This is a genomic window from Vallitalea sp. (assembly GCF_025211055.1).
Taxonomy (GTDB): Bacteria; Bacillota; Clostridia; order Lachnospirales; family Vallitaleaceae; genus Vallitalea.
Genome location: NZ_JAOARO010000055.1, coordinates 33,656 through 51,112, shown reverse-complemented (window position 1 = coordinate 51,112; position 17,457 = coordinate 33,656). Strand labels below are relative to the sequence as shown.

Below are 17,457 nucleotides of genomic sequence, written 5' to 3'. Positions count from 1 at the left end.
TTTTAAAGCATAACAGCAGTTATGTCTATTTCTTTTACCCATTTTTCTACTTTTATTTGTAATTCAGACAATATTTACTTGTCAAAGTGCTTTTGTCAGCTTTGCTGACATGATCTCTCAAGATTCCGAGAGATTATTATATTATTTAATTTCAATACTTTATTTAGTTTCTATTTTGTTGTATAGGCAATTTATACAGGACGTATAACCTGCCGGCGTAACATCCCCTTTACTCCCCGACCGTTACTTATTACTCAACCCCACCAATCAATTCCCCAACATCCTTAACTCCCATACTCTCCATATATCTCTCAATTCCTTCAATAACATCAACCGTTGCCCTAGGATTCATAAAATTAGCAGTCCCAACAGCTATTCCCGTAGCTCCAGCCAACATGAACTCAATAGCATCTTCCCCATTACATATCCCTCCAAGACCTATAATAGGCAATTTAATGCTATTATATACCTGATTCACCATTCTTACTGCAACAGGTTTTATAGCAGGTCCCGAGAATCCTCCAACTCTATTAGCAAGTACAGGTTTCCTCTTATAAATATCTATCTTCATACCTAGCAAAGTATTAATTAATGAAACACAGTCCGCCCCACCTGCTTCTACTGCCCTAGCTATTTCTGTAATATCTGTCACATTAGGACTCAATTTCACTATCAAAGGTTGTTTAGCATATTTTTTCACCTCAGATGTAACATACTCAGCCATTTTAGGGTCAGTCCCAAATGCTACACCACCCTCTTTAACATTAGGACAAGATATATTAAGTTCTATCATATCTATATCTGCATCTTGAAGTTTCTCAGCCACCTCTACATATTCATCTACAGTTTTTCCAGCTATATTAACAATAATTCTGGTATCATACTTTCTAAGAAAAGGAATATCTTCCTCTATAAAAACATCTACACCAGGATTTTGTAAACCAACTGCATTAAGCATTCCACCATAAGTCTCTGCAATTCTTGGTACTGGATTTCCTAACCATTCATTACTTGCAACTCCCTTAACAACTACTCCCCCAAGTCTATTAAGGTCTACAAATTCCGAGTACTCTTTCCCAGACCCAAAAGTTCCAGAAGCAGTCATCACGGGATTCTTAAAATCAATCCCTGCTATATTTACTGAAGTATTCATTAAAATATTACCTCCTTAGCATCAAAAACAGGTCCATCCTTACAGACTTTTTTATGAACATATCCTAACTCATTATCTGCTTTAATCTTACATATACATCCTACACAAGCCCCTATACCACAGCCCATTCTTTCTTCTAATGATATCTGAGCATCTACTTCTAATCTCTCAGCCATATCTTTGACAGCAGCCAACATAGGTTTTGGTCCACAAGAATATATGATACTTCCTTTAGCTCCCACTTTTTCCATCAACTGAACTACATTTCCTTTTTCTCCAACCGAACCATCATCAGTCGCAACATGAACTTCTGCATATTTCTCAAATTCCTTCGTCAAGAACGACCCACTTCTGAATCCAAGAAAAACTTTTTTCTTACCAGGAAGATTCTTCACAAGCTCAAGAAGAGGTGGCGCACCAACCCCACCACCAACAATAATACTCTCTTCACAATCTTTAATCTTGAACCCATTACCTAATGGACCTAACACTTCAATTCTATCCCCTGAATCAAGGTCAGAGAATTCCTTAGTTCCCATACCAACAATCATATAAACAATCGTAACTAATCCACACTCTCTATCCACTTCACAAATACTTATAGGCCTAGGCAATATCCTACTTTCAGCCTTACAATAAACATTAATAAATTGTCCTGCCTTAGCATTAACAGCAATCTCTTCCTGCCTAATAACCATTCTATATACATTATCCGCTATTTCCACATTAGATATTATCTCTGCCTCTTGCTTATCTCTAAAATTATCCTGACACATAATATCTCCTTTCCAGATGTTATTCATCAACTTACTATTTGCACTATAATCCCGTTCTAACACTTTACCCTGACCCCTAAATTGTACACATCCGTATCCTCATGTTTCAAATCTGTACACAAGATATCTAACAATCCTCTAGCTGTATCAAGAGAAGTCAATACTGGTACCGAAGCTTCTATTGCCGCTCTCCTAATCCTGAATCCGTCTCTTGTTGAATCATTTGCTTTAGTAGGTGTATTTATTACTAAGTCTAACATACCACTTCTAATTAAGTCTAGAATATTTGGTACGCCTTCACTGATTTTCTTTACGATACTTACATCTATATCATGTTCTTTTAGAATTTTTGCAGTACCCTCTGTTGCGAGGAATCTATATCCCTTATCAGCAAATCCTTTTGCTATAGGTATGAATTCTTCTTGGTCATAAGGTTTTATAGTAGCTAGGATTGTTCCACCTTCTTTTGGCATATTCATACCAGAAGCTATGAATCCTTTGAACAATGCCTCTTCAAAAGTCTTTCCAACTCCTAGAACCTCACCTGTTGACCTCATTTCTGGTCCTAAGCTAACTTCTACATCAGGTAATTTTTGAGTAGAGAATACTGGTACTTTAATGGCTATTGTATCTGCTTCTTTATATAATCCTGTTCCAAATCCTAACTCACTAAGTTTACTTCCTAGCATTACTTTTGTTGCTAGGTCAATCATTGGAACTCCTGTTACTTTACTTATATATGGAACTGTTCTAGAAGACCTAGGATTTACTTCTATGATATATACTTCATCCTTATATTCAATGTATTGAATATTAATCATACCAACTACTTTTAGAGCTTTTGCTATCTGTCTGGTATGATGAAGAATCTTGTCTTTTATTTCCTGCTCAATATTTTTGGATGGATATATTGATATACTATCTCCTGAATGGACTCCCGCTCTTTCAAGATGTTCCATGATTCCAGGTATTAAGATATCTTCTCCATCACATATTGCATCTACTTCAATCTCTCTACCTATCAAGTATCTATCAATCAATACTGGGTTCTTGCTGTCTCTTTCAAAGGCTTGTACTAGGTATCTTTCCAATTCTATCTTGTCGTAAGTAATCTCCATACCTTGTCCACCAAGTACATAGGATGGTCTTACAAGTACAGGATATCCTAATATTTCTGCTTCTTCCAATCCTTCCTGTAAATTCCATACCGCTTTACCCTTAGGTCTTTCTATTCCAAGAGACTCCATTAATTCATCGAATTTTTCTCTATCTTCTGATTCATCTATTTGCTTAGGCTTAGTTCCTAACACATTTACATTCATTTCATCCAGAAATCCAGCTAGCTTAATGGCTGTTTGTCCTCCAAATTGAAGTATGACACCATCTGGGTTTTCTTTTTCAATGATATTAAGTACATCCTCTTCTGTAAGCGGTTCAAAATACAGTTTATCAGCTGTATCAAAATCTGTACTAACCGTTTCTGGATTGTTATTGGCTATTATTGTTTCTATTCCTGCTTTTTTCAGTGCTAATATACTGTGTACACTACAATAATCAAATTCTATTCCCTGTCCTATCCTAATAGGCCCAGAGCCTATAACCATTACTTTTTTGTTATCTGAAACTTCTACCTCATCATATTCATCATATGTTGAGTAATAATATGGTGATAGAGCTTCAAATTCACCACCACATGTATCTACCATCTTAAATACTGCTTTTATATGGTAGGCTTTTCTAAGATTGTATACTTCTACTGGTTTACAATTTACAAAATCCGCTATAGCTTTGTCAGAGAAACCTTTTTTCTTAAGATATAACATCCATTCTCTATCTACATCATCTATTGTCTTAGTTCTGAGTTTCTCTTCCTCATTAACTATTCCTTTTATTTTATTTACAAAGAATTCATCTATTCCAGTAATTCTACATACTTTATCTATTCTATAATTTCTTCTTAGAAGCTCAGCTAAGTCAAATAATCTTTCATCATCAGGTATCTGTACTCTTCTTTTTAATTCTTCCAAACTTCTTGTAGCTGCTTTTTTATGATATAGTGAGTATTCTCCTATCTCAAGGGAACGAATTGCCTTTAATAATGCTGATTCAAAGTTATTTCCTATTGCCATAACTTCTCCAGTGGCCATCATCTTAGTTCCTAATGTCTTTTTAGCTCTTCTGAATTTGTCAAAAGGCCATTTTGGTATTTTTATAACACAATAATCAAGTGTTGGTTCAAAACATGCTTTTGTCTTCTTAGTTACCGCATTACTAATTTCTTCTAGTCCATAGCCTAATGCTATCTTAGTACTTACTTTGGCTATTGGATAACCTGTTGCTTTTGATGCTAGAGCTGAAGAACGACTTACTCTTGGATTGATTTCAATTACTGCATATTCATAGCTATCTGGATGAAGTGCTAACTGGACATTACATCCTCCTTCAATCCCTATAGCATTTATTATGTCTATAGACGCTTTTCTTAACATTTGATATTCTACATCTGATAGAGTCTGTGATGGTGCTACAACAATACTATCACCTGTATGTACTCCAACAGGGTCAATGTTTTCCATATTACATACAGTTATACAGTTGCCAAAAGAGTCTCTCATAACTTCATACTCTATTTCTTTCCAACCTTTTATTGATTTTTCTAATAAAACCTGTCCAACTCTGCTTAATTGTAGACCTTTAGCTAGTATTTGTTTTAATTCTTCTCTGTCTTCAGCAATTCCTCCACCACTTCCACCAAGTGTATAAGCTGGTCTTACTACAACAGGATAACCAATCTTAGCAGCAAAATCTACACCTTCTTCCATACTGGTTACAATTTTGCTCTCTATTACAGGCTGGTCAATTCTCTCCATCAATTTCTTAAAATCTTCCCTGTCTTCTCCTTCTTTTATTGCCTCTATGGACGTTCCTATCACACGAACGTTATACTTATCTAGTATTCCACTATCATAGAGTTCAACAGCTATATTAAGTCCTGTTTGACCACCCATACCCGCAATCAAACTATCAGGTCTTTCAATATCAATTACTTTTTCTAGATACTCTATAGTAAGTGGTTCTATATATACTTTATCAGCTACTTCTTTATCTGTCATTATCGTAGCTGGATTACTGTTAACTAATATAGTCTCGATTCCTTCTTCTCTCAGTGCTTGACAAGCTTGTGTCCCTGAATAGTCAAACTCTGCCGCTTGTCCAATAACTATAGGTCCTGAACCTATTACCAATACTTTTTTTATGCTCATATCCTTAGGCATCTAATTTACCTCCTTGGTCATTCATTATGTCAATAAATTCATCAAATATACCATCTGTATCATATGGTCCTGGACAAGCTTCCGGATGAAACTGTATACTATACATCTTATACTTATTATGTCTCATACCTTCAATAGTATTATCATTCATATTTACATGAGTTACACTAACATCCTTTGGCAGACCCTCATCAGTAACCACATAACCATGATTCTGTGATGTTATCATTATTTTGCCAGTTTTCAAGTCCTTAACTGGATGATTAGCCCCTCTATGTCCAAATTTCAGCTTCTCAGTATTACCACCAAGAGCTAGAGCTAAAAGTTGATGTCCCAAGCATATACCAGTTATAGGCTTTTTCCCAACTATCTTTTTAATCTCCTCAATAGCCTCTGGTATATCCTTTGGATCTCCAGGTCCATTAGACAAGAATACTCCATCAGGTTCTACCGCCAACACATCTTCTGCTTTCGTATTAGCTGGAAAAATAGTTAGTTTGCATCCTCTACTCTTAAATGAATCAATAATATTTTGCTTAATTCCAAAATCCATCATAGCAATATGTAACCCATCACCATCTTCAATCTGCACTTCCTTAGTAGTAACTTCTTTTACCGCACTATTATTATTAAATCCATCCAACTGTAATTTTATCTGACTATCAGTTAAATCCCTTAATGTTATAATCCCCTTCATAGTACCATAGTTTCTAATTATCTTAGTCAATGCCCTAGTATCTATACCTTCCAAACCTAATATCCTATTCTCTTTCAAATAAGTATCAAGTTCAAACTCACATCTCCAGTTACTAGGAGCATCACATTTTTCCCTAACAATAAATCCTCTAACCTTAGCTCCCTTAGACTGCATATCATCCAAATTAATACCATAATTTCCAATCAAAGGATACGTCATAGTAACAATCTGTCCATAATAAGACGGGTCAGTCAATACTTCTTGATATCCTGTCATTCCAGTGTTAAAAACAACCTCTCCAACTGTCTCCTTAAGATACCCAAAAGCTCTCCCATGAAATACAGTCCCATTCTCAAGAATCAATCTAGCTCTCATATAGTAAACTCCTTCTAAGTCATCAATTATCTATCATCATAAACCTTATCTTTAATTTATTATTTTAATTATCCATACGTGAGTCCATCATCCAATACCGAAGGTAGTAAAGGGGTATGTGAAGCAGCGAGCCACGGACGGCGAGCTATCTTACCCTATTCAAATCATCTCTCATACTAATCACAGCTTCTCTAGCCGCCTTACCGAATTCCTCAACCTTGAACTTATTCCTATAAGCTTCCTTAGTATAAGCCGCAATAATTCCTCTAGAAGAGTTAACTATAGCTCCCAATCCATCTTTATTAAAACATCCAGCCAAATCTTCCGCTGTAGCCCCTTGTGCACCATAACCAGGTACCAAGAAAAACGTCTTAGGCATAATTTTTCTAAGCTCAGTACTCTGCTTTGGATAAGTTGCTCCTACAACTGCTCCTACTCTGCTATAACCAAGCTCACCCATTGATTTCTCTCCCCAACTAGCTACAAGCTTTCCTACTCTCTCATATATCTTTTCACCTTCTACAACAAGGTCCTGTATCTCTCCACTATTTGGATTAGATGTCTTTACTAGCACAAACAATCCTTTATCATACTCATTACAATTTCCTATATAAGGCTCTATGGAATCATAACCTAGATATGGGTTTAGAGTTATGAAATCCTCTTTATATACTTCAAATGCTTCTTCCTCAACTTCTACTCTACCAATATGTCCATTGGAATATGCTAAAGCTGTTGAAGCTATATCACTTCTTTTTATATCTCCTATTACTATAAGACCTTTTTCTTTTGCATAATTTATTGTATCTATATAAGCTTTCAGCCCATCAACACCAAATTGTTCATACATTGCAACCTGTGGTTTTACAGCAGGTATTAAGTCATATACATTATCTATTATTTCTCTGTTAAAGGTATAAAATGCATCAGCTACTCCCTTAAGACTCTTTCCATATTTCTCATATGAACTTTCTTTTATATATTCTGGTACAAAATTCAATCTAGGGTCTAATCCTACAACAGTTGCATTATCCATCTCTTTAATCTTTCTTATTAATTGATCTACCATTATTATCTTCCTCCTTATATCTCTTTAATTGAAAACTACTTTTCCATTTACAATTGTATATTTAACCTTTCCTTTTACATGTTTTCTATGGAAAGGACTATTTTTGCTTTTTGAATGAAATCTGTTCACATCTATTTGATATTCTTCTGTTGGATTAATAATTGTTATATCTGCGATTTTCCCAATCTCCAGTGTTCCTTTATTGATTCCTAACATCTTAGCTGGGTTATAACTCATTTTCCTGATAAGTTGAAGGGGTGTTAATATCTTTGTTTCAACTAGTTCAGTTATTCCTAATGCTACAGCTGTTTCAAGTCCAACTATACCATTTGGAGCTTTTTCATATCCAAGATTTTTTTCATCAATATGATGTGGAGCATGGTCAGTGGCGATTATCTCTATTACTCCATCTTTTAATGCTTTTTTTACCGCTTCTACATCTTTTTTACTTCTTAATGGCGGGTTCATTTTTGTATTCGTGTTTTCTATTGTTACATCATCTTCTGTCAAAGTATAATGATGTGGGCATACTTCAGCAGACACATTTAAACCACTATCCTTAGCATTTTTTAGAAAGTCTATACTCTCTTTCGTACTAATATGACAGATATGAAGTCTAGCTCCTGTTCTTCCTGCTATAATTATATCTCTTGATACAATTATATCTTCTGATTCTGGTGGAATCCCATCTACACCTAATTTATTAGCAATGCCTTCATTCATAATTCCTATTTTAGCTAAATTGGCATCTTCGCAATGTGATAATACCGGTATATTTAATTTTTCAGCTTGTATCATAGCATCATTAAGTATCTTTGCATTCATTACTGATTTACCATCTTCACTTATAGCACATATCCCTGCCTCTACCATAGCTTCAATATCTACTAGCTGCTCTCCATTTTGTCCTAATGTTATTGCTCCTATTGGTAGAACATTTACAACAGCTTCCTTTTCTGCTTTTTGTTTTACCATCTCTACTAGCTCTTTTGTATCTATTGAAGGGTTAGTATTAGGCATAGCACATATCGTTGTAAAGCCCCCTGCCGCTGCACTTTTACTTCCTGTTGCTATAGTTTCCTTATGTTCATATCCTGGTTCTCTTAGATGTACATGTACATCAATAAGTCCTGGTGTTACCCATAATCCTTCTGCATCTATAATTTCATCTACTTCACAAGTAATGTTTTTTTGCATCTTTACTATTACATCATCATCAATAAGTAAGTCTAGTTTTTTAACTAAGTCGTCTTTTGGATTAATTATTGTTCCATTCTTAATTAATAATTTCATTAATTCAACCCTCCTGAGTTTATTTGTAAATAATGAAAAAGGGAATACACATGGTATAATCAATTACCAAGTATATTCCCTAATATTACAAAGTTCATTTTTTTCAATTACAAATGAGGACAGAATTGCCATAATAATATTCTCTGTCTTCATACTATTCATTATGCAGTTTGTATATTTTTTTATACAATAAAAGAACGCACCGATGTCTCGCATCATAATTTCCTCCCTTGCTGGTCTCTCTGTACCAAATTAAAGGTCGACTTGCGTACTGTCGAATTAGTTTTATATATTTTTATAAATGATATCATAATCTAATATAAAAGTCAATATTTTCATTAGAACTTCTTAAAGTAAATCACCAACAAAACCTCATAATATATTATATTGCAAAAGGGAGTAAAAGATCAATATTAAGTAATAAAACCCTTTAACTCCCTTAACTTTAAATAGTACAAGAAAAATAATTTTTAATTCATTGTTGAGTATGAGTACTTTTTATTATCTAAAAGTATCATAATCATCTTCTGTAATATCATTCAATACTTCTCCAGCTTCATCCTCAAAGGCTCTAGCCTGAGATAAATCTTTTAAAGAAATTATACCAACTACGTTCTTATCTTCTACAACAGGAATTCTTTTTACTTGATTATGTGACATTAAATGAGCTACATCTTTTACATTCATATCAGGTGTTGCTGTTATAACATCTTTTGACATGATATCTTTACACTTTGCATCTTGAGCATTAATATCTTCTGCAATAGTTTTTAAAACAATATCTCTATCAGTTATGATTCCAACTAGCTCATTATTATCTTCTACAGGTATTGAACCAACATCCTCATCTCTCATTTTTTTGGCAGCTTCTTTAATAGATGTATCTTCATTAACGGAAACTATATCAGATGTCATTATTTCTTTAGCTTTCATGTTTATACACTCTCCTTCTAATAACTTATACCATTTATTATTAGAAGAAAAGCTATATAATATACACAAAAAATCTCCAACTAAGCTTGATTTACTTAATTAGAGATTTTTTAACTATATCCTTATACCATGACTCTTATAAATGGGAACAGTAAACATTATTCCTTTTCCTGTTTTATCAGTATTTAAGTCAAGGATTATTTCAATTTCATTCATTACATTTATTGCAGCTTCTTCAGTAGGCAGTGCAACAAAAATAGTCTTATTATATTTTTTGTTATCAGCATTATTCATGTAGTTAAACATCTTAGAAGACATTTTTATATTACACCCTTCTATGGCTGATAATCCAAATGTATCAATGACTGTATATCTAGATATTCCTAGAGCCGCTAACTTTTTCTTGACACTCTTGGATTTTTTAACATCATTTATAACTATAAAAAGAATATACTTACAGTTTAGCATATATCATCCTCTTTTCTTAAATAGGATTTTTTAATAATATTCACTTTCGAATTCCTTAGCCATAACTTTTTTGTTTTCTCTACTTTCAATATGACGTTGTAACTCTCCGCCTCGCATATGTGTAACAGGTAATACAAACATAATACCTTTATTAGGTTTTTTCATATCTCCACCTATTACTCTTTCTATATGGTTCATCACTAGTTCAACCTGCTCTTCACGTTCAATAACAGAGAAAACTGTTTTGTTATAATGAGTATCACCATCAATAGATTTCATAAAACCACCAATTACAGGTATATTATAGATCTCTTTACTTATTGCTGTAGCACCCATACTATCAATGACAGTTGCCCCTCTGATACCTAATTGCTTCATTTTAAATAAAACTTCAGGTAAATACTCAGGTTCATTTAATACAATAAACAATACGTACACACTATCACTCCTTCATGTTTTATTATATAAAGTCCTCATGTTAAGGACTGTTACTAGTCAACGATTAGTTTAAATAGTATCTATTACTATTATATGCCATTCCCTATTTAAAATATTATTATACTATTCACACTGTGATACTTCAACTGGTTTTTCATTTTTGAATAACATTTTTAGAAGAGGTGGTGTAACGATTGTTGAAATAACTACCAATAAAACAATACTAGTAAAAGTCTTATTAGTTATTATATTGCTTCTTAGTCCTTGATTGGCAACAATCAATGCTACTTCTGCCCGGGCTATCATACCCACACCAATTTGTAATGATTGTCTTCCTTTGAATCCGGATAATCTTGCACCAAGACCACAACCTACCATTTTACCAATTATCGCAATTATTACTATCACTAGTGCATAACCTATATAATTAACAATATCACTTTTTATAACAGCACTAAGTCCAATACTTACAAAAAATATTGGTGTAAATAATGCGTAAGCAAATGATTGTATTTTACTAACAACACGATGTCTATATGGTGTTGTTGCTAGTGCTACACCTGCAAAATATGCACCTGTGATTGCTGCTACACTAAACATCTCAGCTAAATACGCAAAGATAAAACATAATATTATAGCAAATGTTACAATTCTATCTCTCCATACTGAGCCTTGAGCAAATTTGGTGATTCCTTTTGAGATAATTATACCTCCAATGACAGCTATAACAAAGAATGATACAATTCTTATCATTAATTGTTTTATATCAGTATCACCTGAAGGATTAACCATACCTGATACTACAGCTAATAAAATGATTCCTACTACGTCATCTATTATAGCAGCACCCAAGATAGAAATTCCTTGTTTACTAGCTAATTGTTTCATATCTCTAAGAACTGAAACAGAAATACTAACAGAAGTAGCTGTTAATATGGTACCTATATATAATGCAAACATTAATTGATGATGTGAATCTCCATCAGGTAAAAAATTCTTAAAGAATAATAATGGAACTAGCGTTCCTAGACCCAACGGCAATAATACACCACCCATTGCAATTATTGAAGCACCTTTTCCTGATGCTTTAAGTTCCTTTAGATCAGTTTCTAATCCAGCTAAAAACATTAAAAATACCACACCTATTTGAGATATCCCATGTATTAACTCACTATTACCATCTATCAAATCAAATACAGTCGGACCTATAATAATTCCAACTAATATTTGTCCAAGAACTGGTGGCATCGAAGCTTTCGAAGCCAACCATCCACCAACGGCAGCGGCTACTAATAGTATTGCCAGTTGTAATAAAAAATGATACTCTTGTGCATGTTGCATCATTGCTGAAAAATCCATTTTTTATGCCCCCTAATATAAATTTAAAATAGCACAAATTAGATTCTACTACTATTATGTGGGATATGCAATGGTAATAATGTTGAATATCACAATGTTTTTGATATATTTTTAGTTAAATATATCTATGCTTGGACTAATCTTATTAAATCTATTATTATAGGTAGTAAAAGTGCATAATAAAAATGGGTGCTTTAATATTTTCATAATAACTGATGAAATTATACTCTATATAAATAAAACTGTCTCACAATATATTTTACATTTATATCTTAGTAAAATATACACTTATGAGACAGTTTAGATTAACTTGAAATATTTTTTAATTTTTGGGCTTGATCTGCTGTTACTAGACTATCAACCACTTCTTCTATATCTCCATCAAGTATACCATCTAGTCTATGCAATGTTAACTTGATTCTGTGGTCAGTGACTCTACCTTGTGGGAAGTTATAAGTACGTATTTTTTCACTTCTATCTCCTGTACCTACTTGACTTTTTCTATTCTCAGCTAATTCTTTTTGCTGTTTTGCTTGTTCCATATCAAATAATCTAGAACGAAGTACTTTTAACGCCTTATCTTTATTTTTAAGCTGAGATTTTTCATCTTGGCAACTAACTACTAATCCAGTTGGCAAGTGAGTAATTCTAACAGCAGAGTCAGTCGTATTAACACATTGCCCACCATTACCAGATGCTCTGAATACATCTACTCTAATATCATTCATATTAATCTCAACAGCTACATCTTCAACTTCAGGTAATACTGCTACCGTTACTGTAGAAGTATGGATTCTTCCTCCTGACTCAGTAACAGGAACTCTCTGAACACGATGTACTCCACTTTCATATTTTAATTTTGAATAAGCACCTTTACCTGTAATCATGAACACTACTTCTTTGAACCCGCCAACGCCGCATTCGTTAAAACTTATCAGTTCAACTTTCCATCTATTTCTTTCAGCATATCTTGAATACATACGAAATAGGCTTCCTGCAAATAAAGCAGCTTCATCTCCACCAGCTCCACCTCTAATCTCAACAAAAACATTTTTATCGTCATTAGGGTCTTTTGGTAATAATAATATCTTTAATTCTTCTTCTATCTCAACTAGTAGTTCTTTACTCTCATTTAGTTCTTCTTTAGCCATTTCTTTCATTTCTGGGTCTTCTTCTTCTTCAAGAATTGCTAAACTATCTTCTAAATTAATTTTAGTATTTTTGTATTCTTTATATTTATCAACTATAGGTAATAAATCGCTATGCTCTTTCATAAGCTTACGCCACCTATCTTGTTGACTAATAATATCTGGATCATTAATCATTTCAGATATCTCTTCAAATTTACTAACAATACCGTCTAATTTACCAAACATAACTACACCTCTCTATTATATGCACCAGCTACAACTCTATTGACTCCTGCTAGATCCTTGTATATCTTAATATCAGTGTACCCTAATGCATTTAAAATCTTCTTCACTTCACCACTTTGGTCATATCCTACTTCATATAAAATATAACTCATTATTTTTGTTCTTTTTTTAACCTCTTTGGAGATTTCCCTATAAAAATATAGTCCATCTTCTCCACCATCTAATGCTCCTATAGGTTCATGTTCTTTCACTTCAATCATCAAATCACCTATATCTTTACTTCGAATATAAGGTGGATTAGATATAAAAAGCTGAAATTCATGTTTTTCATCTATACCTTCAAATAAGTTGCTTCTAACAAATTGTATTCTATCAGCAACATTATTAATGATTGCATTTTTTTTAGCAATTTTAAGGGCTTCATCTGATATATCCACAGTAGTAGCTTTTACATCATTACAATTATAACATATGCTTATTGGAATACACCCAGTGCCTGTCCCAATCTCTAATATATTAGTTATATTGTTTTCCCTAATATATTTAATTGCTTCTAATACAAGTACTTCAGTATCTTGTCTTGGAATCAACACATTCTCATTAACTTCAAATGTTAATCCCATAAATTCTTGATATCCAATTATATATTGAAGGGGTCTACCCTTAGCTCTCTCTGATATAAGATTATTATATATATTATATTTTTCTTCTGATATTAATTCATTACCATTAATTATAATATATACTTTATCAACTCCAAGTACATGTTCTAGTAATAAATCTGCATCTAATCTAGCATCAGTAATGTTATTACTTGATAAAGTCTTAACTCCATCATCCAATGCGTTCCTTATGGTCTTCTTCATCGTTAACTAAGACCCCTTTCAAAGAAGCAATTGCAACTTCTATCTGTGAACCATCTGGTTCTCTTGTTGTTAATTTTTGTAACCATAATCCAGGTTTTGCAATAACGGCTGCAAGTTTTGATTCTGATCTGCCTAACCATTTTATAATTTCATATGACAATCCAGCTATTAGTGGTAAGCATAATAATCTTACAGCAAACCTTAGCCAAAATGTCCTAACATCAATTATCATTAATACTAGTATACTCATAAGAACTACAATAAGCAAGAAGTTTGTCCCACATCTCTTATGGTATCTTGAATGTTTCTTGATATTTTCGACAGTAAGTTCTTCTTCGTGTTCTAGACAATTTATAGATTTATGTTCTGCTCCGTGATATTGAAAAACTCTTTGTATATCTTTCATCAATGATATTATTTTCAGATATACAAGGAATATAACAACTCTTATTATCCCATCTACCAAATTAATTAGACCCTCATATGGTAATTTATCCTTAACTAGTTGAGAAAGTCCTAAAGGTAATAGTACAAATAATCCTATTGCCAATATTATTGACAATACAACAGAGAAACCTACTACAACTTTATCTAATTTGTCTCCAAATACTTTAGTTAAAAATCTGTCGAATTTACCTGGTTCTTTTTCTTTCTCCTCTTCTACTTCAAAAAACTCAGCTGAATAAGTAAGAATCTTCATACCTATAACTAATGATTCCACAAATGCTAACATACCTCTGAATATGGGTAGCTTAAAAAATTTTAGTTTTTCGGAAAAACTTGTATATTCTCTTTTATCAATTATTATTTCTTTATCGGGTTTTCTGACAGCAACTGCATAGGTGTTTTTGTTTTTCATCATAACACCCTCGATAACTGCTTGGCCTCCTATATCTACTGGTTTCAATTATATCACTTCCATATTATATTATTTTTAAAACTTATTAAATTATAACATGTTATCTTTTTTTTATCTACATAATTTAATTTTGTACAAATAATGATAATTATACTATACGATAAAAAAAGTTGAGGATAATCCTCAACTTCTTAGCTAATTAGTTATTTTCTTGATTCATACCATATTTACGGTTGAACTTATCTATACGTCCACGAGCAGAGACTGCTTTTTGAGTTCCAGTATAAAATGGGTGGCACTTTGAACAAATTTCAACGTGAATGCTTTCTTCTGTTGAACCAGTAACAAACTCGTTACCGCAGTTACATTTTACTTTAGCTTGATGATATTTTGGATGAATTCCTTCCTTCATTTGTTTCACCTCTTTCAAATATTAGACTTAATATTATATGCCGACATAAGTCGAACTTATATTTTAAAACAGCTTTTATATTATAACACATGAAATAATAGTATGCAATACCTTTCATGACTGTATTTAAATAGTTTGATTATTTATCTATATTTATCCAATAAATTATTATTGATTGTATTGAAGAAATCTGTGTTATTCTTAGATTTAACAAAAACTTTCAGTATACTTTCAGTAACTTCGTCTGAACGCATATTACTACTTGCTTTCCTTAATCTATAAATAGCATCCATTTCTTCTTTTGTATAAAGTAAATCATCTCTTCTTGTACCGGATTTGGCAATATCAATAGCTGGGAATATTCTTTTTTCAGAAAGTTTTCTATCAAGAACTAATTCCATATTACCTGTTCCTTTAAACTCTTCAAAAACTACTTCGTCCATCTTACTTCCTGTTTCAACAAGTGCTGTAGCAAGTATTGTAAGACTTCCTCCTTCTTCGATATTTCTAGCTGCACCAAAGAATTTCTTAGGCATATGAAGTGCTGCAGGATCAAGACCTCCAGATAAAGTTCTTCCACTAGGTGGAATAGTTAAGTTATAAGCCCTAGCTAGTCTTGTTATACTGTCAAGTAATATATATAGATCTTTTTTCTGTTCAACCATTCTCTTGGCTCTTGCCAACACCATCTCTGAAACTCTTTTATGATGTTCAGGCAGTTCATCAAAAGTAGAATATATAACCTCTACATTATCACCATTAATAGAACGTCTTATATCAGTTACTTCTTCTGGTCTTTCATCAATTAATAAAACTATAAGATGAGAATCAGGATGATTTGTTGTTATGGCATTAGCAATCTTTTTAAGCAATGTTGTTTTACCTGCTTTTGGAGGTGCCACAATCATACCCCTCTGCCCTTTACCAATAGGTGCAACAAAATCAATTAGTCTGGTGGAATATTCTGAAGAGATTGTTTCAAGAAGAACCCTTTCATTAGGGAAAATAGGTGTTAAGTCTTCAAAATTAGGTCTTTTAGCAGCATTGGCAGGTGAATCGCCATTTACAGACTGGACATATAGTAATGCTCTAAATTTTTCATTTTCTTTTGGTACTCTTATATTACCAATTATTAAATCTCCAGTCTTTAAATTAAATCTTCTAATTTGTGATGGTGACACATAAACATCATCTTCACCTGGCAGATAATTAGCACATCTAATAAAACCGAATCCATCTGGTAATACTTCTAATACTCCATAAGCTATTTCGCCGCTATTTAGATCTTGGAAATCTGAAGGTACAGTTTTAGTAGACTTATCTCTATGTACTTCTTTTTTAATTTCCTTGTTATTATCATTAGATATTTTATTTATATCTTTTTGAACTTCTTTTTGAACTTCTTTTTTATCTTCTATTTTATATTGCTGTTTTTTGTATCCTGTTTTCTTAGGAACAATTCTGTCTTTATTAACAGATCTCTCTAATTTTTGTTCTACCTTAGGTTCTTCTTTTTGTTCCACTTTTTCAAGTTTTGGCTGCGTTTTCTTTACTTGTTTCTTCTTTGTTTTAGGTTGTGACTTTTCTTTCTTTTCTGGTTCTTTTTTTGGTTGCTTTTCTTGTTCCACATTTTGCTCCTGTTTTTCTTCTTCTTTCCCTTGTTGTTTAGCTTCAACTTCCGTAAGAATTTGCACAAGCTCTGCTTTCTTAAATGTTGTAACGCTTCTAATGCCAATTTCTTTTGCTTTCTTGCGAAGCTCAGCTAAAGTGAATTTTTTGAAATCTGTACTCATTAGAGCACCCCTTCCGTATTTAATTAATTATTACTCCAACCGAAACTATGTAAATATTATATCAAATATGTTATATTAGTTAAACTTAAGTTATTAATAAAAATTTTCCAATATAAATATATACCAATATATACCAAAGTTTGTCCCATGATGATTATTTACAACATAATATTAATTAAATTAATTATTATCTAATTATTTAATATATAAACACATTTTATATTGGGATTAATAATGATAAGTCATATGAAATATAAATTGGATATGCTTATATTGAACTTATTTTGTATAAATAATGTATTCAATATAATGTCT

The 17,457-nt window shown here is 32.6% G+C and carries 16 protein-coding genes; all 16 read right to left on the bottom strand.

Going from position 1 to position 17,457, the window contains the following annotated elements; translation table 11 throughout:
• Window positions 1-250: 250 nt before the first annotated feature.
• The 16 genes from N4A55_RS07145 to rho all read right to left on the bottom strand — a co-directional run bounded on the left by N4A55_RS07145 (window position 251) and on the right by rho (window position 17,142).
• On the bottom strand, window positions 251-1,153 hold the full coding sequence (locus N4A55_RS07145) for a dihydroorotate dehydrogenase (protein WP_293754899.1): 903 nt from the start codon (window positions 1,151-1,153) through the stop codon (window positions 251-253).
• Window positions 1,153-1,992 carry a dihydroorotate dehydrogenase electron transfer subunit gene (locus N4A55_RS07140; RefSeq protein ID WP_293754897.1) on the bottom strand — a complete coding sequence of 280 codons (840 nt, stop codon included), beginning with the start codon at window positions 1,990-1,992 and terminating at the stop codon, window positions 1,153-1,155. Before N4A55_RS07140 ends, N4A55_RS07145 begins: the two co-directional genes overlap by 1 nt.
• Window positions 1,986-5,204, bottom strand: coding sequence for a carbamoyl-phosphate synthase large subunit (carB, locus tag N4A55_RS07135; RefSeq protein ID WP_293754896.1), 3,219 nt, complete (start codon window positions 5,202-5,204; stop codon window positions 1,986-1,988). The genes N4A55_RS07140 and carB overlap by 7 nt, the downstream gene beginning before the upstream one ends.
• Complete coding sequence (locus tag N4A55_RS07130) at window positions 5,197-6,276, bottom strand: carbamoyl phosphate synthase small subunit (RefSeq protein WP_293754895.1); 1,080 nt, start codon at window positions 6,274-6,276, stop codon at window positions 5,197-5,199. The genes carB and N4A55_RS07130 overlap by 8 nt, the downstream gene beginning before the upstream one ends.
• A 145-nt stretch (window positions 6,277-6,421) precedes the next feature.
• Window positions 6,422-7,345: an orotidine-5'-phosphate decarboxylase gene (pyrF, locus tag N4A55_RS07125; RefSeq protein ID WP_293754894.1), complete on the bottom strand. Its 924-nt coding sequence runs from the start codon at window positions 7,343-7,345 to the stop codon at window positions 6,422-6,424.
• A gap of 24 nt (window positions 7,346-7,369) precedes the next feature.
• Complete coding sequence (locus tag N4A55_RS07120; RefSeq protein WP_293754893.1) at window positions 7,370-8,638, bottom strand: dihydroorotase; 1,269 nt, start codon at window positions 8,636-8,638, stop codon at window positions 7,370-7,372.
• A gap of 63 nt (window positions 8,639-8,701) precedes the next feature.
• Complete coding sequence (locus N4A55_RS07115) at window positions 8,702-8,857, bottom strand: hypothetical protein (RefSeq protein WP_293754892.1); 156 nt, start codon at window positions 8,855-8,857, stop codon at window positions 8,702-8,704.
• Window positions 8,858-9,139: 282 nt separating this feature from the next.
• Window positions 9,140-9,571, bottom strand: a complete 432-nt coding sequence (locus tag N4A55_RS07110) for a CBS domain-containing protein (protein ID WP_293754891.1) — start codon at window positions 9,569-9,571, stop codon at window positions 9,140-9,142.
• Between the two features lie 114 nt (window positions 9,572-9,685).
• Window positions 9,686-10,039, bottom strand: coding sequence for a P-II family nitrogen regulator (locus N4A55_RS07105; protein ID WP_293754890.1), 354 nt, complete (start codon window positions 10,037-10,039; stop codon window positions 9,686-9,688).
• 30 nt (window positions 10,040-10,069) lie between these two features.
• Window positions 10,070-10,477 (bottom strand): hypothetical protein, encoded by a 408-nt coding sequence (locus tag N4A55_RS07100; RefSeq protein ID WP_293754888.1) that lies wholly within the window; start codon window positions 10,475-10,477, stop codon window positions 10,070-10,072.
• Between the two features lie 123 nt (window positions 10,478-10,600).
• Window positions 10,601-11,836 (bottom strand): cation:proton antiporter, encoded by a 1,236-nt coding sequence (locus tag N4A55_RS07095; RefSeq protein ID WP_293754887.1) that lies wholly within the window; start codon window positions 11,834-11,836, stop codon window positions 10,601-10,603.
• 305 nt (window positions 11,837-12,141) lie between these two features.
• Window positions 12,142-13,212, bottom strand: a complete 1,071-nt coding sequence (prfA, locus tag N4A55_RS07090; RefSeq protein WP_293754886.1) for a peptide chain release factor 1 — start codon at window positions 13,210-13,212, stop codon at window positions 12,142-12,144.
• A 2-nt stretch (window positions 13,213-13,214) separates the two neighbouring features.
• The gene (gene prmC, locus N4A55_RS07085) at window positions 13,215-14,078 is read right to left on the bottom strand and encodes a peptide chain release factor N(5)-glutamine methyltransferase (RefSeq protein ID WP_293754885.1); all 864 of its coding nucleotides are present in this window, start codon (window positions 14,076-14,078) and stop codon (window positions 13,215-13,217) included.
• The gene (locus N4A55_RS07080) at window positions 14,047-14,985 is read right to left on the bottom strand and encodes a DUF1385 domain-containing protein (RefSeq protein ID WP_293754884.1); all 939 of its coding nucleotides are present in this window, start codon (window positions 14,983-14,985) and stop codon (window positions 14,047-14,049) included. The genes prmC and N4A55_RS07080 overlap by 32 nt, the downstream gene beginning before the upstream one ends.
• Before the next feature lie 151 nt (window positions 14,986-15,136).
• On the bottom strand, window positions 15,137-15,349 hold the full coding sequence (rpmE, locus tag N4A55_RS07075; RefSeq protein WP_293754883.1) for a 50S ribosomal protein L31: 213 nt from the start codon (window positions 15,347-15,349) through the stop codon (window positions 15,137-15,139).
• Window positions 15,350-15,492: 143 nt separating this feature from the next.
• The gene (gene rho, locus N4A55_RS07070) at window positions 15,493-17,142 is read right to left on the bottom strand and encodes a transcription termination factor Rho (RefSeq protein ID WP_293754882.1); all 1,650 of its coding nucleotides are present in this window, start codon (window positions 17,140-17,142) and stop codon (window positions 15,493-15,495) included.
• Window positions 17,143-17,457 lie beyond the last annotated feature (315 nt).